Genomic DNA, 20,534 nt, shown 5'->3' on the forward strand with positions numbered 1-20,534 from the left:
CGGTTATATTATCCGTCGTCGATGAACTAGAAACACGATAAATATGTACACAGATGATAATTTCATGGTTGTAAATAAGTTACTCAATGGAAGCCAGTTATCAAAGCTGCATACATTTGAGATAGCCGCTCGCCACTGCTCTTTTGTTCTGGCTGCTGACGAATTAGCTATCACTGCCAGTGCGGTCAGCCATCGAATCAGTTCTCTGGAACAAGAGTTAGGATTCAAACTTTTCCAGCGTTTTCACAGAAAAATTGAATTAACTTGTGAAGGAAAGCGTTTATTTTGGACAATTAAATCAACGCTGGAACACCTAAATCAGGAAATTCTGGAAATAAAAAATCAAGAGTTATCGGGTAACCTGACTATTTACTCCCGCCCGACCTTTACCCAATGCTGGTTAGTGCCTAAATTAGCTGATTTTAATCAGCTATACCCATCCATTAACCTGAACATCTTAGTCGGTAATGAAAATGTGAATTTCCGCGGTTATGGTATCGATCTTGCGATCTATTTTGATGATATTATATCCAACGAATTATCACATCAATATCTGATGAGTGAGTATATTACCCCGGTCTGTAGCCCGCAGTATGCTGAAAAACATGATCTAATGGGAAATATTGACAATCTACGATACTGCACACTATTGCATGATAAACAAGCATGGAGTTACGACTCCGATACCAAAGAGTGGAATACTTGGGCAGAACACTTTGACATTACACTGGAGCCATCACAAAAGTGTATTGTCTTCGATCGTTCCGATTTAGCTGCCGTTGCTGCAATACACCATGCAGGTGTTGCAATGGGAAGAAAAAATATGATTTGGGAAAAAATTGAAAACAATGAATTAGTCGCCCCCTTTCCCAACACTGAAGTATTATGTAAACAATATTACTATACCTGTACCCTGCCTCAACAACAGAATGAGAAAGTCAATGCCTTTATCCAATGGCTAAAATCAACTATAGACGAATAAAAATATAGCCAACCATTAACGGATATAACAAACCTGCTCTATTTTAAGTGGCGACAGTTAGTCGCCACAGAATTTAGCAACGGATTCTACCGTACTTTCAATCCTATTATTTATACCCGTTATCTTTATCACTATTTCTGTCCTTAAAAAATCAGTAATAATGTAATTATTTGAAAATAACATCTAAATTTAATCAAAAAATATATACTCATGGTGTAAGTTATGATATTCATCACAACTGCTAGTAAGCAAATCGTTTAAATGCGTTATAAAGTCGTTTATTTTAGAAGTATATAGAGTGTAATGAAATGCAAAAATTGTTATTAAGCTGTGGAGTTATCTTTTCTGTATCTGCGATAACTTTACCTGCTCAAGCAGAACAACATACAGCTTCAATCGGATACGCCTACGTGAAACCACAAGATGTAAGTGCACTAAATGGTGCAACATTGAGTTATCGATATGAACTTGATGATCAATGGGGGCTATTATCATCATTTACCTTTGCTAAAGGAGATGAAAAAGAGACAAAATATTACACAGGGGAGGACTTGAAGTACTATTCTGTAATGATTGGCCCAACCTATAGAATTAATGACTACATTAGTTTATATGGGCAACTCGGGCTATCCAGAATAAATGATAAATCTACTGCCCACTATAGTGGTGGATATATCGAGAAGGAATCAACAAGCAAAAACACTTTAGGTTGGGGAGCGGGCTTTATTATCAACCCAACAACCAATACCTCAATTACTGCCGGTTATGAAGGTAGCCGTTTTAGTATTAAAGACGGAAACGAGAAAGATCATTTATCTACTAACGGTTTTAATATAACTGTCGGCTATCGTTTCTAACTTAATCAATGAGCAATGTATCATCACCAAGGTTGAATATTTTATTCGATTGGTAACCTTGGTGATTTATAAAAATACTCTTGACCCAATTCTGTATATCAAGAATTCAATCTATCGCTTAAGAAGGGTTATTGACAATTAATAGCTTGTCATTAATTCATTTAACTAACCTTAATTGGTGGGTTGTCGGGGGCTCGAACCCCGGGCCAATTGATTAAGAGTCAACTGCTCTGCCGACTGAGCTAACAACCCAATATGGACAATTATTCCCCGATACAAAGCTGTCGTCAATATATTATGGCTATTTTTTTCTCGGCGGAGAATTCATACCCAATTCCAACAGCATTAACAAGTTAAATTGTAACCAATTTGTTTTTAAAGTGAGATCAGGCTGTTATTACTATAGTAATCTGTGTCACAATATTTTTTGCAAACATCATCATATATAAGGCCACTTAAAGAGCCGTAACAATTTACCTAAGAAAATATTGGACACTATTACTATGGCAGAAAATATACACACTTCGCTTTCCACTAAAACCGGGGAAACGCAGTTGCAACGCAATCTAAGCAACCGGCATATACAACTTATTGCTATTGGCGGTGCCATTGGCACGGGTCTGTTTATGGGATCAGGGAAAACAATCTCTCTCGCCGGACCATCGATCATATTCGTTTATATGATTATCGGTTTCATGCTGTTCTTCGTGATGCGCGCAATGGGAGAACTACTGCTTTCGAACCTGAATTATAAATCATTCAGTGATTTCTCCGCCGATTTGCTCGGTCCTTGGGCAGGTTTTTTCGTCGGCTGGACTTACTGGTTCTGTTGGGTCATTACCGGTATCGCCGATGTAGTCGCAATCACTTCCTATATCAGCTATTGGCAACCAGACTTTCCACAATGGATTACTTCCCTACTCTGTGTTTCACTACTGCTCTCCCTTAATTTGGCTACAGTGAAATTATTCGGGGAAATGGAATTCTGGTTCGCCATGATAAAGATCGTTGCCATTATCGCTTTAATCGCAACAGGTGCTGTTCTGATTGGCATGCATTTTCAATCTCCAGCCAGTCATACCGCTTCACTGGCAAATATATGGAATGATGGTGGATTCTTTCCCAAAGGGTTAAGCGGATTTTTTGCCGGATTTCAGATAGCTATATTTGCCTTTGTGGGCATTGAATTAGTCGGCACGGCAGCCGCAGAAACTAAAGATCCAATGAAATCGCTTCCCAGAGCTATTAATGCCATCCCGATTCGTATTATCACCTTCTACGTGCTGGCGCTGATAATTATTATGTCAGTCACACCGTGGCGTTCAATCATTGCAGACAAAAGCCCTTTTGTTGAGCTGTTTGTTCTAATCGGTTTACCCGCCGCCGCCAGTATCGTGAACTTTGTGGTATTAACCTCTGCCGCCTCTTCAGCCAACAGCGGAGTTTTCTCCACCAGCCGCATGCTATTTGGGTTAGCAAAAGAAGGTGATGCACCACAGCAATTCAGCCGCCTTTCACGCCGTTCTGTACCTGCATCGGGGTTAATCTTCACCTGTTTATGTTTATCCTGTGGTGTGGTGCTGATTTATTTAATTCCTGATGTTATGCATGTATTTACCCTAGTAACTACCGTTTCAGCCATTCTGTTTATGTTTATTTGGAGCATGATCCTATGCTCATATTTGGTTTACCGAAAACGTCGCCCGGCATTACATAAGGCTTCAACCTATAAAATGCCATTGGGTATTATCATGTCATGGGTCTGTCTGACATTTTTTGCATTTGTTCTGATCTTACTCACTTTACGGGATGATACCCGCCAGGCATTAATCATCACGCCTGTTTGGTTTCTGATCTTAATTATCGGTTTTCAAATTGTAAAAAAACGTAGAACACGTTTGTACAGCTAACTTATTCAAATCTTTAATATCTATATGACCTGTTGGAATAATACTCCACAGGTCTTTTTTATTGCTGCAAGCTGAAAAATTACCACTACACTTAACTCCATCGGTTAAGAAAATCTGCCTTACAAAAGCATTAGGCAATTTTCATAACGTGAGCATTTCACCTCATTCCATCAATAATATTTACCCAATGGATTTCAAGATGGATCGCGACGGCAAGGGAGCGAATCCCCGGGAGCATAGATAACGATGTGACCGGGGTGAGTGAGTGCAGCCAACAAAGAAGCAACTTGAAAGATGAAGGGTATTGATGAATTTAAATAACAGGCTGCTATTATTGTAAACTTCGCAGCCACTTTTTAACCTTGTAGGAGAAAGTAATATGACAAAAATTCTTGTGCTTTATTATTCCATGTACGGTCATATTGAAGCGCTGGCATCCGCAGTGGCAGAAGGCGCTAAAAAAGTCGCTGACGTAGAAGTCACGATTAAACGCGTACCAGAAACCATTCCACCAGAAGCATTTACCAAAGCAGGTGGTAAAGTAGATCAATCTGCTCCGGTTGCATCCGTACAAGAGCTGGTTGATTATGATGCCATAATTATCGGCACCCCAACCCGCTTTGGTAATATGGCCGGCCAAATGAGAAACTTTCTAGATCAGACCGGTGGCCTGTGGGCCGAAGGTAAACTGTACGGCAAAGTCGCTAGCGTCTTCACTTCCACAGGCGTTGGTGGTGGTCAGGAGATGACGATTACTTCAACCTGGACAACGCTCGCTCACCACGGCTTTATTATTGTACCAATTGGTTACGGTATTCCTGAAATTGGCGATATTTCTCAGATGCAGGGAGGAACCCCCTACGGCGCCAGTACTATTGCTGACGGTGATGGTTCACGCATCCCCAATGAAAATGAATTGAAGATCGCCCGTTATCAAGGTGAGCATGTAGCAAAGATCGCTAAAAAACTGAAAGATTAACATGATACCAAGGCGAAGAGACTGAGCTAACGCGCCAGACGCTGGAGATAAGTTTTACTAATGCGATGCATAAACCCACTTTCCGGATCGGTTGTGCTCACCTTCGTCTTTTTCTTCCATCCCTTTATGGCTGACCTGAACGTTTTTTCTACGGCCCCCCTAACCATTAGTATTCTTTATATCGAATTCAAATATCCAAACACTTTACTCTTGAATTGAATATGCCTTTCGAAAAAAACTATTATTTTTTCAATATAAAGTTATTTGCTCACGCTTATATTCTTATTAATGATATCATTACATTGTCAATATACATATTAAAAGAGTAACCAAGTGAATAATTTGCTTTTTAACAATTCACTTTTTAATATTAACGCAAAAACATCACCATTTAATAAGACCTTAACTTAAATCACATAAATATAATAATTTTCGATCTAATATCCCTCCAAATAAATGATATCGATAATATCCAAATAAGAGGGCAGATCATGAAAGCATTAGTATTAGAAAAAGCAGGTCAGATTTCAATTCAAGACTGGGAAACCCCCGAAATATTGGGTGAAAATGATGTTGAAATAAAAATTCACTCGGTGGGGATTTGTGGCAGCGATGTGCATTATTATCAATACGGGCGTATTGGGCCATTTATTGTCGAAAAGCCGATGATCCTCGGGCACGAAGCATCAGGTGTCATCACCGCAGTAGGTAAAAATGTGACTCACTTAAAAATCGGCGATCGTGTCTGTATGGAACCTGGCATTCCTAATCTGCAATCACCACAATCACGGGCAGGTATTTATAACTTAGATCCAGAAGTGCGTTTCTGGGCGACGCCCCCTATTGATGGTTGCTTACGTGAAAGAGTTATTCATCCGGCAGCATTTACGTTCAAATTACCGGATAATGTCAGTTTTGCCGAAGGTGCAATGGTTGAACCATTAGCTATCGGTATGCAAGCCGCCACAAAAGCAGAAATTAAACCAGGAGATATCGCATTAGTTATTGGTGCTGGCACGATCGGAATTGTTACCGCACTTGCTGCATTAGCCGGTGGTTGTTCTGATGTCATTATTTGCGATGTGTTCGATGAAAAGCTAGAAATTGCAAAACAGTATCCAGGTCTTCACCCGGTTAATAGCAAAGTAGTTGCTGAGAAAGTGAATACCTTAACCGAGGGTAATGGCGTCAATATTCTCTTTGAATGTAGTGGCGCAAAACCGGTCATTGCCACTATTTCAGAGCACATTGCACCGGGAGGAATAGCTGTTCTAGTCGGTATGCCTATCGATCCGGCACCATTTGATGTTGTCTCTGCTCAAGCTAAAGAGATCACATTCAAAACTATTTTCCGCTACGCAAATATGTACCCTCGTACTATTCGTTTACTTAGCTCAGGTAAGCTCAAAGTAACCCCTCTATTATCCGCAACCTATAAATTTAAAGACAGCGTTCAGGCGTATGAACGAGCCGCGGAGGGTCGCCCGACAGATATCAAAATTATGTTGGAAATGGAGTAACACATGGCGCTCTATGCTGGTATCGATTGCGGTACACAAAGTACTAAAGTCATTATTGTCGATAGCCAAAAAACGCCTATTTTGGGTGAAGGCAGCTCGCCTCACCCAATAATTAGCGATTCAAACGGCCGTCGTGAACAACAGGTTCACTGGTGGACAGAGGCATTGGAAAGTGCCTTTTCTCAAGCGATTGAGCAAGCAGGAATTTCTGGTACAGAAATTGCCGCTCTTGCCGTATCAGGTCAACAACACGGTTTTGTTCCTCTGGATGCAGAAGGTCATGTTTTAGCACCGGTAAAACTCTGGTGTGACACTGAAACTGCGGCCGAAAATCAGGAAATTATTGATGCACTTGGTGGTACCCAAGCCGCTTTAGCACAACTCGGATTAATGCCGCAGACAGGTTATACCGCATCTAAAATTCTTTGGTTCAAAAAATACCGCCCCGAGTTATGGGAAAAACTGAACGCTGTTTTATTACCTCATGATTATCTCAATTATTGGCTAACAGGCAGGTTAGTTGCCGAATATGGTGATGCTTCAGGAACCGGATTACTGAATATTCGTAAACGCGAATGGGATAACCAAATTGCCCAATTTATTGATCCAGATGGTCGTCTTTGGAATGCACTGCCTGAATTGGTTTCTGCTGAGACCTGTATTGGCACAGTAAGACCTGAAATAGCAAGAAGATTAGGGCTTTCACCGACAACCAAAGTTGCATCTGGTGGGGGCGATAATATGATGGCTGCAATTGGAACGGGTAATATCATTCCGGGCATCACGACCATGAGTTTAGGCACCTCCGGTACTCTCTTCACTTACTCTGACAAACCGATTGTCGCTGATTCTGAAATGATCGCGGGTTTCTGTTCCTCTAATAATGGATGGCTACCATTGATTTGCACGATGAATGTGACTTCAGCGACAACCACCATTCAAAAGCTGTTTAATATGGATATTCAGACTTTTAATGACACATTGAACCAGAGCAAACCCGGTGCTAATGGTTTGATGATGCTACCGTTTTTTAATGGTGAACGTGTTCCACCACTCCCCCGTGCCAAAGCGAGTCTCCATAACCTGAATACTAGCAATATGAATCAACAAAATTTCATTTTGGCTGCGGTTGAAAGTGCCACGTACGGACTACGTTTTGGCATTGAATTATTTCGCAAGCAAGGGATTGAAATTAATGAGATCCGTTTGACTGGTGGCGGCGCTCGCAGCAAAAAATGGCGGCAAATTGTGGCTGATGTCATGAATACGCCTGTTATTTGTGTCACTAACCAAGAAGCTGCCGCATTAGGTGCGGCTATTCAGGCTATGTGGTGTGATTCCTCGACAGAAGAGAAAGATAAACAAATGCAGCTCGCCCACTTTTGCCAACATTTTGTTCATCTTGATGAAGAGACCCGCACCATTCCAACTCCCGAAACGGCCGCATTATATGATGTGTTTTATCAAGATTATTTATCTCTGCTGACTACTGAATATCCAGAGGTGAAAATATGACGACATATTTTTCATGATGAAAAAACAAACCTCGCTATTTTAAACGAGGTTTGTTGGTTACCTTTATTCCAATTTACCTTATTTAGAGCCTATCTCAATAGGCGTAATTGTTGCAGACAGTTTGAACACGGACAGCGCGGAAAAACCGGAGCGTACACGTAGTACGTGAGGATTTTGAGCACTGCCCAGGTTCAAAATGGCAAATAAAATAGCTCTATTGGGATAGGCAGTTAGTCTTGTATTGCGCCTCAGCATCAACAAAACGCTGTTGCGCTGCGCTGCTCGGCGCTTTGCCCAACAGACTCACAATCACGATCGCAATCGAAGCCAAGATAAAGCCAGGAATAATTTCATACAACGCAAACCACTGGTATTTCATCCACACCAATACCGTGACGGCCCCTACCAACATCCCCACTAATGCGCCATTACGTGTCATACGTTTCCAGATAACAGAAATCAGTACAACCGGGCCGAATGCAGCACCAAATCCAGCCCATGCATTACTTACCAGAGCCAGTACTTTATTGTCGGGATTGGTTGCTATCACCATCGCGATGACCGCCACCAGCAGCACCATGAAACGCCCCACCCATACCAATTCTTTCTGGCTGGCAGATTTACGGATAAAGGGTTTATAAAGATCTTCCGTCAAAGCACTTGCACACACCAGCAACTGACAGCTTAAGGTACTCATCACCGCGGCCAGAATAGCAGAGAGTAAAATGCCCGCTATCCACGGATTAAACAGAATAACCGCCAATTCCATAAAGATACGCTCACGGTTGGCTATGACTGGGCCAGACAGTTCAGGATGCATTTCAAAATAAGCAATACCGAAGAAACCGACAGCAATAGTGCCTGCCAAACATAACACCATCCAGGTCATACTGATACGACGAGCCTTGCGGATAGTGTAATGGGAATCGGCCGCCATAAAACGCGCCAGAATATGTGGCTGACCAAAATAACCTAATCCCCAACCTAACAACGAGATAATGGCAATAAAGTTCAACTCTTTAAACATATCCATATAAGCCGGGCTTTTTGCTGCTATCAGCGCCAGAGAGGTATCAATGCCACCCACAGAGAAAATAACGATAACTGGGGTCAAGATAAGTGCAAAGATCATTAATGAAGCCTGAACCGTATCAGTCCAACTGACCGCCAAGAAGCCGCCAAGGAAAGTATAAGCAATCGTCGCTGCGGCACCGAGCCACATAGCTTTCTGATAACTGATACCAAACGTACTTTCAAATAACAATCCTCCGGCAACCACGCCAGAAGCACAATAGATAGTAAAGAAGATCAAAATAACCAACGCAGAAATAATACGTAGGATCTTGCTACTATCGTCAAAACGACTGGTGAAATAGTCCGGCAATGTTAACGCATTATTATTGATTTCGGTCTGGATACGTAGCCTGCCTGCGACCAATTTCCAGTTCAGGTAAGCACCTAAAGCAAGACCAATGGCTATCCAGCTTTCTGAAATCCCCGCAAAATAGACTACCCCAGGTAAGCCCATTAATAACCAGCCACTCATATCCGAAGCACCGGCAGACAAAGCCGTTACCACGCTACCTAATCGCCTTCCTCCCAAGATATAGTCATCAAAATTTTTAGTTGAACGATAAGCCAAAAAACCTATCAACAACATTCCAGTAATGTAGACAATAAAGGTGATTAGCATTGGTGTATTTACTGTCATGCAAGTTCTCCATAGTGTTATCTGTGTTTTGCAAATCCGCAGTTCTCCCGGGTACACAGAGTTTTCCCTGTCAGGTTCAGGAACGTTGCACCTGATTGCACCTAAAAATGGTCCATAATTCTAAATTGAAATAATTATTTTTGTAACCAATTAGAAAGTTACAGTGAATCCTAGATTAGCATCAGGTAATTTAACAACTAATTAACGCCATTTTTTACAAAAAACGTTTACTGAATCACATTTATTTGCTTTAAAAATTATACTTTTTAACCATTTCAGGGTTATACCCTTATGTTAGCCACAAAATGTTAAACCAATGTGTCTCAATCAAATAAAGTCAAAAGAATAAATATATCCACCTAATTATAATAACTAGATTAATTTCACAAAAATAAAACAAGCGATTCTCATAAGGTTGCACAAAGTTGCAACATGTCAGATATTATCATGCAATTTTAGATAAACCTTACCTATTAAGGAGCAAAGATGGGTAGTACAACAATGGGCGTGAAGCTTGATGAAGCAACGCGTGATCGCATTAAAGCTGCGGCACAACGGATTGACCGCACTCCACATTGGCTAATTAAACAAGCTATTTTTAATTATCTTGAACGTCTTGAAAATGATGAACAGATCGCTGAACTCTCGTCCAATCAAGATGTTAAAGAGGAGAAGATAATCGCAGAAGAAACGGTAACAGATTCTGCTCATCAACCTTTCCTCGACTTCGCTGAGCATATCCTGCCTCAATCAGTAAAACGTTCCGCAATTACTGCGGCCTATCGCCTGCCAGAAACACAAGCCATTCCCATGCTGTTACAACAGGCACAATTGCCGGAAGATCAGGCACAAGCAACTCATAAGCTGGCTTACAGCATTGCAGAAAAATTACGTAACCAGAAAAACAGCATGGGTCGTTCAGGTCTGGTTCAAGGGTTATTGCAAGAATTCTCGCTTTCATCTCAGGAAGGCGTTGCGCTAATGTGTCTTGCGGAAGCTTTACTCCGTATCCCTGATAAAGCCACTCGCGACGCGCTAATCCGCGACAAAATCAGTAACGGCAATTGGCATTCCCATCTGGGCCAAAGTTCATCCATGTTTGTCAATGCGGCAACCTGGGGGCTGCTGTTTACCGGCAAACTGGTTTCTACCCATAACGAAGCTAAGCTCTCCAATTCACTGAATCGCATTATCAGTAAGAGTGGCGAACCATTAGTGCGTAAAGGCGTAGATATGGCAATGCGCCTGATGGGTGAACAGTTTGTGACCGGAGAAACCATCGCTCAAGCGCTGGCAAGTGCACGTAAGCTGGAAGAAAAAGGGTTCCGTTACTCCTACGACATGCTAGGTGAAGCCGCTTTAACTGAGGAAGATGCTCAGAATTATATGGTTTCCTACCAACAAGCAATTCATGCTATCGGGAAAGCATCCAACGGCCGCGGCATTTATGAAGGGCCCGGAATTTCCATTAAGCTTTCTGCCCTGCATCCGCGTTATAGCCGTGCTCAATATGAACGCGTCATGAATGAGCTATATCCACGCCTGCTTTCCCTGACATTACAAGCACGCCAATATGATGTTGGTATCAATATTGATGCCGAAGAAGCAGATCGTCTGGAAATTTCTCTCGATCTGTTGGAAAAGCTCTGTTTTGAACCGCAACTGGCTGGCTGGAATGGCATTGGCTTCGTTATTCAAGCTTATCAGAAGCGCTGCCCCTTTGTTATCGATACAGTTATTGACTTAGCACAGCGCAGCCGCCGTCGACTGATGGTGCGACTGGTAAAAGGCGCTTACTGGGATAGCGAAATTAAACGTGCTCAAATCGACGGGCTGGAAGGTTATCCCGTTTACACCCGCAAAGTTTATACTGACGTTTCTTATCTGGCTTGTGCCCGCAAACTATTGTCAGTACCTAATCTGATTTATCCTCAGTTTGCTACCCATAACGCCCATACTTTAGCTGCTGTTTATCATATGGCGGGCCAAAACTATTATCCTGGCCAATATGAATTTCAGTGTTTGCATGGCATGGGAGAACCATTGTATGAACAAGTGGTCGGGAAAATCGCTGATGGTAAATTAAACCGCCCATGCCGTATTTATGCACCAGTAGGCACTCACGAAACACTGTTGGCTTATCTGGTCCGTCGTCTGTTGGAGAACGGCGCTAACACCTCTTTTGTCAACCGTATCGCCGATACCACATTACCACTGGATGAACTGGTTGCCGATCCAGTGACAAAGGTCAAGAAGCTGGCCGAAACCGACGGCCAAATCGGTCTTCCACATCCTAAAATCCCTCTGCCTCACAATTTGTATGGCAAAGATCGCGCAAACTCAGCCGGTTTGGATCTTGCCAACGAACATCGCCTAGCTTCTCTTTCCAGTGCACTATTAAGTTCTGCTACCGAAGAGCAGTATAGCGAGCCGCGACTGGGCGGCAATTATCACCATCAAGGTGAGTTACCGGCCGCCAAACCAGTTATTAACCCGGCAACCCCTTCGGATATTGTCGGCTATGTTCGTGAAACAACTGAACAGGAAGTCAGTCATGCGTTGGATGTCGCAACAGAAGCTGGCGCAATCTGGTTTGCGACACCACCATCAGAACGGGCTGCCATTCTGGTTCGTGCGGCGGAATTGATGGAAAACCAGATGCAGCCGTTATTAGGCATTTTGGTTCGGGAAGCCGGCAAAACCTTTAATAATGCGATTGCTGAAGTACGTGAAGCGGTCGATTTCCTCTATTATTACGCGGGACAGATTCGCCATGATTTCGCTAACGATACTCATCGCCCACTGGGGCCGGTTGTCTGTATCAGCCCGTGGAATTTCCCATTAGCCATTTTTACCGGGCAGATAGCGGCTGCATTGGCTGCCGGTAACAGCGTATTAGCAAAACCTGCGGAACAGACCCCATTAATTGCGGCAACAGCGGTCAAAATACTGCATCAAGCAGGTATTCCCCTTGATGCATTGCAATTATTACCCGGCCAAGGTGAAACCATCGGTGCTCTTCTGGTGGGTGATGAGAGAGTGCGAGGTGTGATGTTTACTGGCTCCACTCAAGTGGCGAGTCTATTACAACGTAACATTGCCGGACGACTTGATGCACAAGGGCGACCAACCCCTCTGGTTGCCGAAACCGGTGGCCTAAATGCCATGATTGTCGACTCTTCCGCGCTGACAGAACAAGTTGTTATGGATGTGGTCGCTTCTGCTTTTGACAGTGCAGGTCAACGTTGTTCTGCCTTGCGTATCCTTTGCATTCAAGATGATGTGGCAGAACGCACCATGACTATGTTGAAAGGTGCCATGTCTGAATGCCGGATGGGTAATCCTGAACGCCTGTCTACCGATATCGGCCCGGTCATTGATGCAGAAGCCAAAGCCGGCATTGATCGCCATATTCAAGCAATGCGTACCAAAGGACGCACGATTTATCAGGCAGCACAAGATAATGTGGTCGACAATCAAGAGTGGGATCAAGGCACTTTCGTTAAACCGACACTGATTGAACTGGAAAGCTTTGATGAATTGAAACAGGAGATTTTCGGCCCGGTTCTGCATGTTGTCCGTTTTAAACGTCATGAACTGGATAAATTACTGGATCAGATTAATAACTCTAACTATGGTTTGACCCTTGGTGTCCATACCCGTATTGATGAAACAATTGCACAAGTTACCGCTAAAGCGAAAGTCGGCAATCTGTATGTTAACCGCAACATGGTAGGCGCTGTTGTTGGCGTGCAACCATTCGGTGGTGAAGGCTTGTCCGGTACCGGACCAAAAGCCGGCGGCCCACTCTATCTGTATCGTCTGCTCTCTTGCCGTCCTCAAAATGCGATCAACCAAACGTTGGAACGTCAGGATGCGGAATATCCACTGGATGCTAATGTTCGTTCAGCGCTAATGGCTCCCTTTGATGCGCTGACAGAATGGGCAGCCAATCAGCACAACGAAGAGCTAAATCAGTTAGTTCAACAATATAAATTGCTGGCACAAGGTGGTACCACCCGTCTGTTGCCGGGGCCGACCGGCGAACGTAATACTTACACCCTATTACCTCGTGGTCAGGTGCTGTGTCTGGCGGATAATCAACAAGATACATTGATCCAACTGGCAGCAACACTGTCTGTAGGCTGTCAGTTGCTATGGCAAAATGATGAATTACATCAGCAACTGTTTCGTCAATTGCCAGATAGCGTCCGTAAATCAATCCATTTGGTTCAGGACTGGCAGAGTGAAGATACGGCATTCGAAGCGGTTATTTACCACGGCGACTCTGATCAACTGCGTCAAGTTTGCGGACAAGTCGCTCAACGTAAAGGCATTATCATTTCCGTACAAGGTTTTGCCCGTGGAGAAACTAATCTGCTGTTAGAACGTCTGCTACATGAACGTTCACTGAGCATTAACACCGCGGCAGCGGGGGGTAATGCCAGCCTGATGACTATCGGTTAATTTCGGCTGTAGCTAAGGGGAACACATCAAATGTGTTCCCCAAAATTAACATCTCTTTGCTGTTTATATTTCCAGCTTAGTGACCGCCCTGTTGCCAGCTCAAATACTGTTCATACTTGCGCAAAGCAATGTTGTAGTTACTGAATGCCGACTGTGACAGCTTTTCACTCAGTTTTTCCTGAATTTTCTCTGTTGTGAACTCTTTTACAGGGTAATTGCTTGAAGTGAGCAATTCATCCAAACGTCGTAAACGAACCACATACTCACGAACAGTACTATGACTCATTTCAGTCTGTTCAAACAGGTACTGTTTGAAAGACATGATGTCAAAATAATCTGTCTCGCTATTGCAATAAATCTCACTGCAAAAACGACATAACGCGACAAATTTATCTTGCAGCTCATCCCAGGTCTTGTCATCAATCAACTCCGTCATCTCGGAGATGGACTCTTTGTTGATCACTTGGCCATTAAAAACCAAAGAGATACGGTCAAGAGCTTTGTGACAATGCAAGCAATGAGTTTGACTATGTTTGTAGTCTTTAATGTAACGGCTGAGCGGCCGTTTCTTTTGTGTTGTAACAGACATAAGAGATAAGCCCTGTGTGTAGTCTTAAACAAAAAACAAATAAGCAAAAAAGTTACTTTTCCGGATTTAAGCGTGCCCGCAAGCGTTTAATCGCCTGGCTGTGTAGCTGACTTATACGGGACTCCCCGACTTCAAGTACTGCGCCAATCTCTTTCAGATTAAGTTCTTCCTGATAATACAGCGTCAGAACCATTTTTTCTCGTTCAGGTAACGAATCGATAGCTTCAATTACCCGTTGACGAACGTCACTTTCCAGCAATTGTTGTAAGGGATTAGTTTCATGCCCCTCTTCAATGACAGGTTCACAGCTTTCACCATGCATTTCATGCCATTCATCATACGAAAACAACTGACTGTTATTCGTATCTAACAGTATCTGCCGATATTCTACCAGATCAATCTTTAATTCTTTAGCAACTTCCTGCTCACTGGCTGGACGGCCTAAGTCTTGCTCAAGTTTACGGATGATGTGCGTCACTTCGCGCGCATTACGGCGCACGCTACGCGGAGCCCAATCACGGCTCCTTAACTCATCCAACATTGCACCCCTGATGCGTTGTACCGCATAAGTGGTAAACGCGGTTCCTTGTAAGGAATCAAAACGTTCCACCGCATTTAGTAAGCCGATTCCCCCGGCCTGAAGTAGATCATCCAGCTCCACACACGCGGGTAACCTAACTTGTAGCCTTAACGCTTCATGGCGAACTAATGGTACGTAGCGCTTCCAGAGGCTGTTTTTGTCCATCACGCCTTCGGCGGTATACAAATCGCTCACAACAACAGACACCTTTGGAAAAAGAGACTAACCATCATTATCCAATCCCCTAACAAGGGCAATCGTTTGAACAATGTAGTAAAAACACTTCTTTTTCACCTATGCGAAATTTATTGTCTGCCTAATAGTATCACAAATTTTAGGCTGTTCCTGATAAACTCCTAAAAAAGAAGGACCGGCGAGCCGATCCTTGATTTGTTTGGATTTTTATGTGAATCAGGTTCACATATTGCCCTAGCTGAGCGATTAACGCAGCAGAGACATTACATTCTGAGGCACTTGGTTAGCCTGAGCCAGAACCGCAGTACCCGCTTGTTGCAGAATTTGACCACGGCTCATGTTAGACACTTCGGTCGCGTAGTCAGCATCTTCGATACGGCTACGAGCAGCGCTCAAGTTGTTAACGGTGTTGTTCAGGTTGTTAACGGTAGATTCCAGACGGTTTTGGATAGCACCCAAAGAACTGCGCAGGCTGTCAACTTGTGCCAGAGCGCTGTCCAAAGTTTCTAGAGGCTTTTCTGATGCTTTAGCAGTGATGTCTGCACCTGCTGTTAATTTACCCTCTTTAGTAATAGTGGCTTCGAAATATTTTACTTTGCCATCTGTATCGTCAGTACCTTTGACAACATATTTACCAGGATTAACTTCACCTTTTTCATTAACAGCTTTATAGACTTCTACATTTTTCAGGTCCTTAACTTTAACGTCGGCAGTATGATCGATATCTTTCTTCCCACCTGCACCATCGTCAACCTGTTTAACTACTTCTCCGTGTGGAACTTCCGCAGAAATAGTAAATTTACCCAGATTCAGAGCTTCTTTGTCGATTTTTTTCAGATCGATGTCGATAACTTCGTTATCATTAGCACCAACTTGAATGGTCATTTTGCTATCTTCACGCAAAACACGAACACCGTTGAACTGAGTTTGTTCAGAAATACGATCAATTTCCTTTAAACGCTGAGTCACTTCTTCCTGGATAGATTTGATATCACTTTCAGAGTTGCTGCCGTTTTGTGACTGAACAGTCAGTTCACGAATACGTTGTAAGTTGGTGTTAATTTCGTTCAGTGCACCTTCGGTAGTCTGTGCAATAGAGATACCGTCATTAGCGTTACGTGCTGCCTGAGTCAAACCTCTAACATTTGCAGTGAAACGGTTAGCGATCGCTTGACCAGCCGCGTCATCCTTCGCGCTGTTGATACGCAGACCAGAAGATAGACGCTCAATAGCGCTACCCAAAGTACCCTGGGATCTATTCAAGTTATTCTGAGTCAGCAGGGACAGGCTGTTGGTGTTGATGACTTGTGCCATAGTTAGAGTTCCTTTTTAAAATCAAGTCGATATATAAGTTTGGGTTTTACCCACGGTGTTCATCACCGCCAACAGTTTTATCGGCGCTCCTCAAAGAACCTTTAATTTTTCTTGAAAAAACTTTTTCTTTTTTATCACGCTGCACTGATAAGCCAAACAGCGTCGGTTCTTCACGACTATTCCTACCATAGAAAAATTATTTTTATTAGTAAACTTTTCCAAAAACTTACCGATAACCGGTTCAATAAAGCTTTACTAATAAAGGAGTCAATAAATGGCTAGCATTTCTTCATTAGGCGCCGGGTCGGGGATGGATCTGGGCTCTATATTGGATAAACTTCAGGCAGCAGAACAAAAACGTTTAGTACCGCTGACACAGCAACAAACCAGTTATAAAGGTAAGCTAACCGCTTTTGGTACGTTAAAAGGCAGTTTAGAAAAACTGGAAACCGCATCTGAATCACTGAAAAAGTTCGATAAACTTAATACAACCACTGCCAGCGAAAAACATGATGCATTCGTTGCCAGTACTGATTCTAAAGCCAGCCCAGGTAACTACAGTATTGAAGTTAAACAATTGGCACAGGCACAATCATTACAGACAGAAAAAGTCAGTAATATCAAAGAGCATATCGGTGAAACTTTGGGTGAAGGTAAAACCCGGACAATTACCATTACTCAACCTGGTGAAAAAAAGCCGATGAAAATCGAGCTGACAGACGGACAAACATCGATTATTGAGATCCGTGATGCCATTAATAAGCAGGAAGGTAATGTCAACGCCAGTATTATTAAAGCCAAAGATGGCGAAAACTATTTAGTGCTGACGGCTAAAAAAGCGGGCACTGAATCGGTGATGACCATCAAAGTTGAAGGTGATGACAAACTTAGCGAGTTGCTAAACTATCCAGGTACAACGAGTAAACTCACTCAAACGGTTGAAGCAAAAAATGCGAAATTGACCGTCAACAAAATCCCAATTGAGCGTCAGACAAACCATATTACCGATGCACCCGAAGGCGTTAAGCTGGATCTGAAAAAAACGACCGAGGATAAAGATAAACCAGGGGAACATAAGCCAGAAATACTGGTTATATCCCGTGATATTGAGCCAATGAAAGAGGCGATTAAAAATTGGGTTGATGCTTATAATGAATTACAAACGACATTTGATTCACTGACCAAATTTAAGCCAGTAAAACAGGGTGAAGAACCGTCGAAAGATAATGGCGCTTTATTAGGTGACAGCACATTACGCGGAATACAGAATCAACTAAGAGGCCAGATTTTCAGCTCTCAGGCGGCTAATGATATTCCAACCCTGAATAAGCTGGGCATTAAACAAAAGCCTGACGGTAAGCTGGAAATTGATAACGAAAAACTGGAAAAAAATCTAAAAGAAAAGCCGACTAATGTGAAAGCATTCTTTATGGGTGACGGTAAAAAAACGGGTTTTGCCACTCAGACACATAAGCTATTAAAAGATGCTCTGGATAGCCATGAAGGTACCTTAGTTACCGCGACTGATGGTATTAACAAGCGTCTAAAAACCCTTGATCAACAAGTAGACAGGACTAAACAGAATATTAACGAAACAATTGAACGTTATAAACGCCAATTTTCACAACTGGATAAAATGGTCTCTTCCTTGGGAAACACCGGTAACTTCCTATCACAATTACAGAAAATAAGATAATTAAAGGAAATTATGTATCAACGTTCGGCAAGTCAATTATATGCCCAGATAGATGTGGAAAGCGAAATTATGAACGCCTCCCCCTATCAGTTGATTCAGATTTTGTTCAACGGGGCGCTTAGCGCCCTACGTCGAGCAATTATTCTGATGGAACAAGGTAATATCGCGGAAAAAGGCGCAGCTATTTCCAAAGCGATCAATATCATCGATAATGGCCTCAAACAAGGGTTAGATAATGAAAAAGGTGGAGAGCTGGCACACAATCTCGCTTCCCTTTACGACTATATGACCCAACGTTTACTCTACGCTAATTTACGCAATGATGAGCCAGCCATTACCGAAGTAATAAAGTTACTCACCGAGATTTCAGATGCTTGGCGGCAAATTGGCCCTCATTACAACGCCAGTCAGGATATTGTTTAATGGATAATAAAATGGATCTTTTGTCAGCTTACCAACGGATCCTAAGTTTAAGTGAGCAAATGCTTAATTTAGCTAAAAATGAAAAATGGGATGAACTTGTTGATATGGAAATCACCTACCTCAAAGCAGTAGAAGTGATCAGCCATTCTTCAATATCATCGACGACTTCTCTTTCGTTACAGCAAAAAATGACCAACATTTTGCAGATAATTTTAGATAATGAAAATGAGATTAAAAAACTACTACAGAAAAGACTTGATGAATTAAGTAAACTCATCAAACAAGCAAGCCAACAGCAATTATTAAATGATAGTTACGGCCAATTCCCTGTTGAACCCTATCATAATACCCTTATGAACTCTACGGAGCAAAAGTAATTGAGAAATAAAGGTGATGTACTCTCATCACCATTATTTACCCGTTTTGTGAGCTTGGTTTAGGATGTCTTTAAAACCTTGTAGTATTCCAGTCTACAAATCAGGATTGTCCTTCATCTTCATATTCTATCCCCATCGCAACCAATAGGTATTAGTGAGCTGTTATATGTAGCTCTGTGATTTAAGTTGATTGTGAAAAATAAAAAGACCACACCGGAGCGCAGCCTTGAATTTAGGGTGTAGATTTGAATTATTTATTCTTATGCATCACTCCAACTTAAGTAAAAACGCTTAGTTACACCTGTTTGCTTTATAATTCTGCCTAGTTTTTCAGTATCCACTTTATGTGGATTATTGGGCGGGTCATTGTTATATAAAACACCGGATGTGGAATTTGTTATATCTCCACTCCATTCTGAGCTTGTTCCAAGATTATAGGTTATATTGTCAACTTTGACATAAAGATTTTTCTTAAATAATTCTTTCACCTTTTGAGAATTAACTTCATCAAAGGATACAGAAAAATGAATATAACCTGGATTTTCAACAGTATGGAATATTAAAATATTTTTAATATCTGTCTTATTTTGGGTAATAGTTAAAGTCCCTATGGGAGCGGCATTAGAGTCACTTATTTTATTTTCACTCAAATATCCATAATATCCAGCTTTTTCGCCAAACTCTGATTTAAGATCGAAAACCAACATATCATCTGACTCTGGTTCAGACTTTACCTTATCTTCAAAAACACTCCAATCACAAGCCATCATATCTTCTTGCGTTGGCTGCCACGGTACAAAATTGCCATGCTCGTTACGCAGATCAATATACGTCAAATAATCATATTTAGTACCAACGGCAACACCATCAACAGCGTAAGCACTACCTTCTTCTACTGTTAAATCATTCACACGAGGAACAATAGCCAAATACATTTTTTTATCGCGCCAAACAGAACGAGCGACAAGCTTACGTAGTTTTAATTGAATCAAAGCCCAAGAAAAAGAACCAACCGGAGCGACAACACTATGACATTCATATTGTTTAGGATCAAACGGACATTCATTTTCAGGTTTCATAACTTCAGACATATTATTTCCTTATATCTATAAATAATTAAAAATTAAACCACATGATTCAACTTTTAATCTATTATTAAACATTCAGTAAATTTTTATGAATTAATGCAACCGGCATAAAACTTAAGATTCAATTATAACAGGATATGTCGCTCATTCTCCTTATCGTTTTTTGATACTTATCAATAAGTTAAAGTCAATCTTAGAAATTAGAGTTGAAAGTTATTATTCGAAACCGTGACACCTTAAATATTTTATTGACTATGAGTTTTACAACATTTAATTAAATCGCTAACTATAACAAGCATTCAACTTATTGAAAGGTCACTGTGCTATATCG

General features: G+C 42.0%; 15 protein-coding genes and 1 tRNA gene. 10 read left to right on the forward strand and 6 right to left on the reverse strand.

What is annotated here, in order from left to right:
* The first annotated feature begins 43 nt into the window (after positions 1-43).
* Positions 44-982, forward strand: coding sequence for a DNA-binding transcriptional regulator DsdC (dsdC, locus tag AACQ38_RS04005; protein WP_011146229.1), 939 nt, complete (start codon positions 44-46; stop codon positions 980-982).
* Positions 983-1,290: 308 nt separating this feature from the next.
* A complete protein-coding gene (locus AACQ38_RS04010) occupies positions 1,291-1,839 on the forward strand; it encodes an Ail/Lom family outer membrane beta-barrel protein (RefSeq protein ID WP_011146228.1) in 549 nt (182 codons plus the stop codon).
* Positions 1,840-2,015: 176 nt separating this feature from the next.
* Here the strand turns inward: AACQ38_RS04010 and AACQ38_RS04015 are convergent.
* Positions 2,016-2,091 (reverse strand) — tRNA-Lys (locus tag AACQ38_RS04015).
* A 251-nt stretch (positions 2,092-2,342) separates the two neighbouring features.
* Between AACQ38_RS04015 and cycA the strand changes: the two genes are divergently transcribed.
* From cycA to xylB, 4 genes are all read left to right on the forward strand, one after another.
* On the forward strand, positions 2,343-3,749 hold the full coding sequence (gene cycA, locus AACQ38_RS04020; RefSeq protein WP_165577467.1) for a D-serine/D-alanine/glycine transporter: 1,407 nt from the start codon (positions 2,343-2,345) through the stop codon (positions 3,747-3,749).
* A gap of 379 nt (positions 3,750-4,128) precedes the next feature.
* Positions 4,129-4,728: an NAD(P)H:quinone oxidoreductase gene (gene wrbA, locus AACQ38_RS04025; RefSeq protein WP_011146225.1), complete on the forward strand. Its 600-nt coding sequence runs from the start codon at positions 4,129-4,131 to the stop codon at positions 4,726-4,728.
* 491 nt (positions 4,729-5,219) lie between these two features.
* Positions 5,220-6,248 carry an NAD(P)-dependent alcohol dehydrogenase gene (locus AACQ38_RS04030; RefSeq protein WP_113024307.1) on the forward strand — a complete coding sequence of 343 codons (1,029 nt, stop codon included), beginning with the start codon at positions 5,220-5,222 and terminating at the stop codon, positions 6,246-6,248.
* A 3-nt stretch (positions 6,249-6,251) separates the two neighbouring features.
* Positions 6,252-7,763, forward strand: a complete 1,512-nt coding sequence (gene xylB / locus AACQ38_RS04035; protein ID WP_165577468.1) for a xylulokinase — start codon at positions 6,252-6,254, stop codon at positions 7,761-7,763.
* 214 nt (positions 7,764-7,977) lie between these two features.
* Here xylB and putP read toward each other — a convergent pair whose 3' ends face one another.
* Complete coding sequence (gene putP / locus AACQ38_RS04040) at positions 7,978-9,474, reverse strand: sodium/proline symporter PutP (RefSeq protein WP_165577469.1); 1,497 nt, start codon at positions 9,472-9,474, stop codon at positions 7,978-7,980.
* 486 nt (positions 9,475-9,960) lie between these two features.
* On the opposite strand from putP, the gene putA reads away from it, so the two are divergent.
* Entirely contained in the window at positions 9,961-13,941 is a 3,981-nt protein-coding gene (gene putA / locus AACQ38_RS04045) for a trifunctional transcriptional regulator/proline dehydrogenase/L-glutamate gamma-semialdehyde dehydrogenase (protein WP_165577470.1), read from the forward strand.
* Between the two features lie 76 nt (positions 13,942-14,017).
* Here the strand turns inward: putA and fliZ are convergent, their stop codons facing one another.
* The 3 genes from fliZ to AACQ38_RS04060 form a co-directional block, all read right to left on the reverse strand.
* Complete coding sequence (fliZ, locus tag AACQ38_RS04050; RefSeq protein WP_011146218.1) at positions 14,018-14,530, reverse strand: flagella biosynthesis regulatory protein FliZ; 513 nt, start codon at positions 14,528-14,530, stop codon at positions 14,018-14,020.
* Positions 14,531-14,582: 52 nt separating this feature from the next.
* Complete coding sequence (locus AACQ38_RS04055; protein ID WP_011146217.1) at positions 14,583-15,305, reverse strand: RNA polymerase sigma factor FliA; 723 nt, start codon at positions 15,303-15,305, stop codon at positions 14,583-14,585.
* Between the two features lie 246 nt (positions 15,306-15,551).
* Complete coding sequence (locus AACQ38_RS04060; protein WP_165577471.1) at positions 15,552-16,619, reverse strand: FliC/FljB family flagellin; 1,068 nt, start codon at positions 16,617-16,619, stop codon at positions 15,552-15,554.
* Positions 16,620-16,893: 274 nt separating this feature from the next.
* Between AACQ38_RS04060 and fliD the strand changes: the two genes are divergently transcribed.
* From fliD to fliT, 3 genes are read left to right on the forward strand one after another with little or no spacing between them, the layout of a single operon-like run.
* Positions 16,894-18,315, forward strand: a complete 1,422-nt coding sequence (gene fliD, locus AACQ38_RS04065) for a flagellar filament capping protein FliD (protein ID WP_165577472.1) — start codon at positions 16,894-16,896, stop codon at positions 18,313-18,315.
* Positions 18,316-18,327: 12 nt separating this feature from the next.
* Entirely contained in the window at positions 18,328-18,738 is a 411-nt protein-coding gene (gene fliS, locus AACQ38_RS04070; protein ID WP_011146214.1) for a flagellar export chaperone FliS, read from the forward strand.
* Positions 18,738-19,115, forward strand: a complete 378-nt coding sequence (gene fliT / locus AACQ38_RS04075; protein WP_011146213.1) for a flagella biosynthesis regulatory protein FliT — start codon at positions 18,738-18,740, stop codon at positions 19,113-19,115. The genes fliS and fliT overlap by 1 nt, the downstream gene beginning before the upstream one ends.
* A gap of 260 nt (positions 19,116-19,375) precedes the next feature.
* Here fliT and AACQ38_RS04080 read toward each other — a convergent pair whose 3' ends face one another.
* Positions 19,376-20,206, reverse strand: coding sequence for a DUF2829 domain-containing protein (locus AACQ38_RS04080; RefSeq protein WP_165577473.1), 831 nt, complete (start codon positions 20,204-20,206; stop codon positions 19,376-19,378).
* Between the last annotated feature and the right edge of the window lie 328 nt (positions 20,207-20,534).

This window comes from Photorhabdus sp. RW14-46 (assembly GCF_963887965.1).
Classification (GTDB): domain Bacteria; phylum Pseudomonadota; class Gammaproteobacteria; order Enterobacterales; family Enterobacteriaceae; genus Photorhabdus; species Photorhabdus laumondii.

Excerpts from the sequence above, each read along its gene's own strand:
- fliT (WP_011146213.1), top strand. The coding sequence starts at position 18,738 with ATGGATAATAAAATGGATCTTTTGTCAGCTTACCAACGGATCCTAAGT.
- AACQ38_RS04060 (WP_165577471.1), bottom strand. The coding sequence starts at position 16,619 with ATGGCACAAGTCATCAACACCAACAGCCTGTCCCTGCTGACTCAGAAT.
- xylB (WP_165577468.1), top strand. The coding sequence starts at position 6,252 with ATGGCGCTCTATGCTGGTATCGATTGCGGTACACAAAGTACTAAAGTC.
- dsdC (WP_011146229.1), top strand. The coding sequence starts at position 44 with ATGTACACAGATGATAATTTCATGGTTGTAAATAAGTTACTCAATGGA.
- AACQ38_RS04030 (WP_113024307.1), top strand. The coding sequence starts at position 5,220 with ATGAAAGCATTAGTATTAGAAAAAGCAGGTCAGATTTCAATTCAAGAC.
- AACQ38_RS04010 (WP_011146228.1), top strand. The coding sequence starts at position 1,291 with ATGCAAAAATTGTTATTAAGCTGTGGAGTTATCTTTTCTGTATCTGCG.
- fliD (WP_165577472.1), top strand. The coding sequence starts at position 16,894 with ATGGCTAGCATTTCTTCATTAGGCGCCGGGTCGGGGATGGATCTGGGC.
- cycA (WP_165577467.1), top strand. The coding sequence starts at position 2,343 with ATGGCAGAAAATATACACACTTCGCTTTCCACTAAAACCGGGGAAACG.
- fliS (WP_011146214.1), top strand. The coding sequence starts at position 18,328 with ATGTATCAACGTTCGGCAAGTCAATTATATGCCCAGATAGATGTGGAA.
- wrbA (WP_011146225.1), top strand. The coding sequence starts at position 4,129 with ATGACAAAAATTCTTGTGCTTTATTATTCCATGTACGGTCATATTGAA.
- putA (WP_165577470.1), top strand. The coding sequence starts at position 9,961 with ATGGGTAGTACAACAATGGGCGTGAAGCTTGATGAAGCAACGCGTGAT.
- putP (WP_165577469.1), bottom strand. The coding sequence starts at position 9,474 with ATGACAGTAAATACACCAATGCTAATCACCTTTATTGTCTACATTACT.
- fliZ (WP_011146218.1), bottom strand. The coding sequence starts at position 14,530 with ATGTCTGTTACAACACAAAAGAAACGGCCGCTCAGCCGTTACATTAAA.
- AACQ38_RS04080 (WP_165577473.1), bottom strand. The coding sequence starts at position 20,206 with ATGTCTGAAGTTATGAAACCTGAAAATGAATGTCCGTTTGATCCTAAA.